This is a genomic window from Pseudoxanthomonas sp. LjRoot204_2, assembly GCF_056175765.1.
Genome location: NZ_JBGFFG010000302.1, coordinates 1 through 4,184, shown reverse-complemented (window position 1 = coordinate 4,184; position 4,184 = coordinate 1). Strand labels below are relative to the sequence as shown.

At 67.4% G+C, this 4,184-nt stretch carries 3 protein-coding genes and 1 pseudogene; all 4 read left to right on the top strand.

Translation table 11 applies throughout. From position 1 onward, the window contains the following. Positions 1 to 520 (top strand): RDD family protein (locus AC04L7_RS13500; protein ID WP_475513193.1); only part of this gene is annotated, 520 nt, incomplete at its 5' end. A 182-nt stretch (positions 521 to 702) separates the two neighbouring features. Continuing rightward, a complete protein-coding gene (locus tag AC04L7_RS13495) occupies positions 703 to 3,210 on the top strand; it encodes a DNA topoisomerase I (RefSeq protein WP_475513192.1) in 2,508 nt (835 codons plus the stop codon). A gap of 23 nt (positions 3,211 to 3,233) precedes the next feature. Continuing rightward, positions 3,234 to 3,797, top strand: a complete 564-nt coding sequence (gene tsaC / locus AC04L7_RS13490; RefSeq protein ID WP_296279154.1) for an L-threonylcarbamoyladenylate synthase type 1 TsaC — start codon at positions 3,234 to 3,236, stop codon at positions 3,795 to 3,797. Positions 3,798 to 3,857: 60 nt separating this feature from the next. Then, positions 3,858 to 4,184 (top strand): annotated as a pseudogene (locus AC04L7_RS13485) (hypothetical protein); the annotation flags it as partial.

Sequence of the window (4,184 nt, the reverse complement as noted above, 5' to 3'; positions counted from 1 at the left end):
CGGCATCGTTGCCGCGATCGTCGCCGGGCTGCTGGGCATGGGCAACGCTTTCTCGAGCTCCTTCGGGGCCGCTTCCACCTTCAACGTCGGCGAATCGGGCATTTCGTACCTGCTCATGGCGTTGACGTACGGCTGGTTCCATTCCGCGGCCGGGCTGATGGCCACGCCGGGCAAGCTCGCCATCGGCATCAAGGTCGTGCGTACCAGTGGCGAGAAGATCAGCTTCCTGCGCGGATTCGGCCGCTATTGGGCCACGTTCCTGTCCATGATCATCCTCGGCATCGGGTTCCTGATGGCCGCCTTCACCGGCCGCAAGCAGGCACTGCACGACCTCATCTGCGACACCCTGGTCGTCGACAAGTGGGCGTTCACGGCCCAACCCGAGCGCCAGCGCGAGGAACTGGGCACGGTGGCGATGGTGGTCCTGATCATCGGCGGACTGCTGGTGGTGGGCGCGCTGATCCTCATGATCGTCGCCTTCGCGGCCATCGCCTCGATGGGCAACGGCAACTGGCGCTGAGCTCCCGGGGACGTCCGGCGGGCGGATACGGCTTGACAGCCCGGCCCCGGCCGTGACACCACTATAAATAGGAAACTGAACGCCCGGGGCCCCCGCTCCGGGCGTCCGCTTCTCTGGCGCCCGCATCCGGGGCACCCTAGCCGGCCCCGGACGGCCCACCCGAACTCCCCTGAATCCCTGACATGCCCAAGCACCTGCTCATCGTCGAGTCGCCCGCCAAGGCCAAGACGATCAACAAATACCTCGGCAAGGACTTCACCGTCCTGGCGTCCTACGGCCATGTCCGTGACCTGGTGCCGAAAGAAGGTGCGGTGGACCCGGCCAACGGGTTCGCCATGCGCTACGACCTGATCGAGAAGAACGAGAAGCACGTCGATGCCATCGCCAAGGCCGCCAAGGGTGCCGACGACATCTTCCTGGCCACGGACCCGGACCGCGAAGGCGAGGCGATCAGCTGGCACATCGCCGAGATCCTGAAAGAGCGCGGCCTGCTGAAGGACAAGCCGCTGCACCGGGTGGTGTTCACCGAGATCACCCCTCGCGCCATCAAGGAAGCCATGGGCCAGCCGCGGCAGATCGCAGGCGACCTGGTCRACGCGCAGCAGGCGCGGCGCGCCCTGGACTACCTGGTCGGCTTCAACCTCTCGCCGGTGCTGTGGCGCAAGGTCCAGCGCGGCCTGTCCGCCGGCCGCGTGCAGTCGCCGGCCTTGCGCATGATCGTCGAGCGCGAGGAGGAGATCGAAGCCTTCATCGCCCGCGAGTACTGGAGCATCGAGGCCGAGTGCGCGCATCCGCGCCAGGCGTTCACCGCCAAGCTCACCAGGCTGGACGGCCAGAAGTTCGAACAGTTCACCGTCACCGACGGCGACACCGCCGAAGCCGCCCGCCTGCGCATCCAGCAGGCCGCACAAGGCGCGCTGCACGTCACCGACGTGACCAGCAAGGAACGCAAGCGCCGCCCGGCGCCGCCGTTCACCACCTCCACGCTGCAGCAGGAAGCCTCGCGCAAGCTCGGCTTCACGACCCGCAAGACGATGCAGGTGGCACAGAAGCTGTACGAAGGCGTGGCCATCGGCGATGAAGGCACGGTTGGCCTGATCAGCTACATGCGTACCGACTCGGTGAGCCTGTCACAGGATGCGCTGGCCGAGATCCGCGACGTCATCGCGCGCGACTACGGCACGCAGGCGCTGCCGGACAAGCCCAACGTCTACGTCACCAAGTCCAAGAACGCGCAGGAAGCGCACGAAGCCGTCCGCCCGACCAGCGCGCTGCGCACGCCGGCGCAGGTAGCCAAGTACCTGAGCGACGACGAGCGCAAGCTGTACGACCTGATCTGGAAGCGCGCCGTCGCCTGCCAGATGGTGCCGGCCACGCTCAACACCGTCAGCGTCGACCTCGCCGCGGGCAGCCAGCACAGCTTCCGTGCCAGCGGCACCACCGTGGTCGATCCCGGCTTCCTCGCCGTGTATGAGGAAGGCAAGGACCAGAAGAACGCCGAGGACGACGACGAAGGGCGCAAGCTGCCGCCGATGAAGCCCGGCGACACCGTGCCGCTGGACCGCATCCACGCCGACCAGCATTTCACCCAGCCGCCGCCGCGCTTCACCGAAGCGGCGCTGGTCAAGGCGCTCGAGGAATACGGCATCGGCCGTCCGTCGACCTACGCGTCGATCATCCAGACGCTGATCTTCCGCAAATACGTGGAAATGGAAGGCCGCGCGTTCAAGCCCAGCGATGTGGGCCGCGCGGTCAGCAAGTTCCTGTCCGGCCACTTCACCCAGTACGTGGACTACGACTTCACCGCCAAGCTGGAGGACGAGCTCGATGCCGTCTCCCGCGGCGAGGAAGAGTGGGTGCCGCTGATGGAAAAGTTCTGGGGCCCGTTCAAGGAACTGGTGGACGAAAAGGCGGAAACGGTCGACCGCAGCGAAGCCACCGGCGCGCGCGAACTCGGCAACGATCCCAAGTCCGGCAAGCCGGTCAGCGTGCGCCTGGGCCGTTATGGTCCGTATGCGCAGATCGGCGACAAGGACACCGACGAGAAGCTGGAGTTCGCCTCGCTGCGCCCCGGTCAGTCGATGCACACCATTACGCTGGAAGACGCGCTGGAGCTGTTCAAGCTGCCGCGCAAGCTGGGGCAGGACAAGGATGAAGAGGTCAGCGTGGGCATCGRCCGCTTCGGTCCCTTCGCCAAGCGCGGCAGCGTGTATGCCTCGCTGAAGAAGGAAGACGACCCGTACACGATCGACCTGGCGCGCGCGGTGTTCCTGATCGAAGAGAAGGAAGAGATCGCGCGCAACCGCATCATCAAGGAATTCGACGGCAGTGACATCCAGGTGCTGAACGGCCGCTTCGGCCCGTACATCAGCGACGGCAAGCTCAACGGCAAGATTCCCAAGGATCGCGAGCCGGCGTCGCTCACCTTCGACGAAGTGACGAAGCTGCTGGAAGAAACCGGCAAGCCGGTGCGCAAGGGCTTCGGCAAGAAGGCGGCGACGAAGAAAGCCGTTGTGAAGAAGGCTGCCGCGCCCAAGGCCGACGCCGCCAAGAAGGCACCCGCCAAGAAGGCGGTGAAGAAAGCGGCGAAAAAGACGGCCAAGAAGACGGCCACGAAGAAGACAGCCGCCAAGAAGACGGTGAAGAAGGCTGCGGCCAAGGTCGCCGCCGGAGACGACGCGCCCTTCTGACGCCCCGCAACGATACCGACGCCATGCCCACCGAACGGACCATCGAGGAAGCCGCCGACGTCATCCGCAGTGGAGGCGTGATCGCCTACCCCACCGAGGCCGTGTGGGGTCTCGGCTGCGATCCGTTCGACGAGGGCGCGGTGCACCGGCTGCTGGCGATCAAGCAGCGCCCGGTCGACAAGGGCCTGATCCTGATCGCCGCCACGCTGGAACAGCTCAAGCCGTTGATCGACATCGCCGCCGTGCCCACCGCACGCCTCACCGACGTACTGTCCAGTTGGCCCGGCCCGCATACCTGGGTGATGCCGGCGTCCGCACAGGCGCCGCGCTGGATCACCGGTGCGCACCGGGGCATCGCGGTGCGCGTCAGCGCGCATCCGGTCGTGGTGGGCCTGTGCGAGGCGTACGGCGGCGCCCTCGTCTCCACCAGCGCCAACCTGAGCGGCAAGCCCGCGGTGAGCGAGGCGGCCGCGCTCGATCCCGCCCTGCTGGCGCGGGTCGATGCGCTCGTGCCCGGCCTCACGGGGGGCCTGGACCGGCCCACCGTCATCCGCGATGCCCTCACCGGGCAGTCGCTGCGTGACTGACGGCCATACGGGCCGCACCATCGCCTTTCCATCGAACGCTGCGGCGCGCACCATGGGCCCGTGCGCCGCCCGACTCCACGCCTGCTGATCGCCTTGCTGACGGCGTTGCCGTCGGTCCCTCACGCGCAGCCGGCCCCACTGCCCCCGGTGACGATCTACCGCTGTGTTGCCCCCAACGGCAACGTCGCGCTGCGCGATTCACCCTGTCTGAAGGGCGAGAAACAGGAAGTCCGTGCCATGCAGCGGCCCCAGGATCCGCCGCACGTGCCGGCCAGCGCCGCCACGCCCCCTCCGCCACTCGTCGCCCCTGCGGCGCCGGCGCCCCGCGTGGTCTACCTCAGCCCGCCCAAGCCGATGTACGAATGCACCACCCCCGAGGGCGAGACC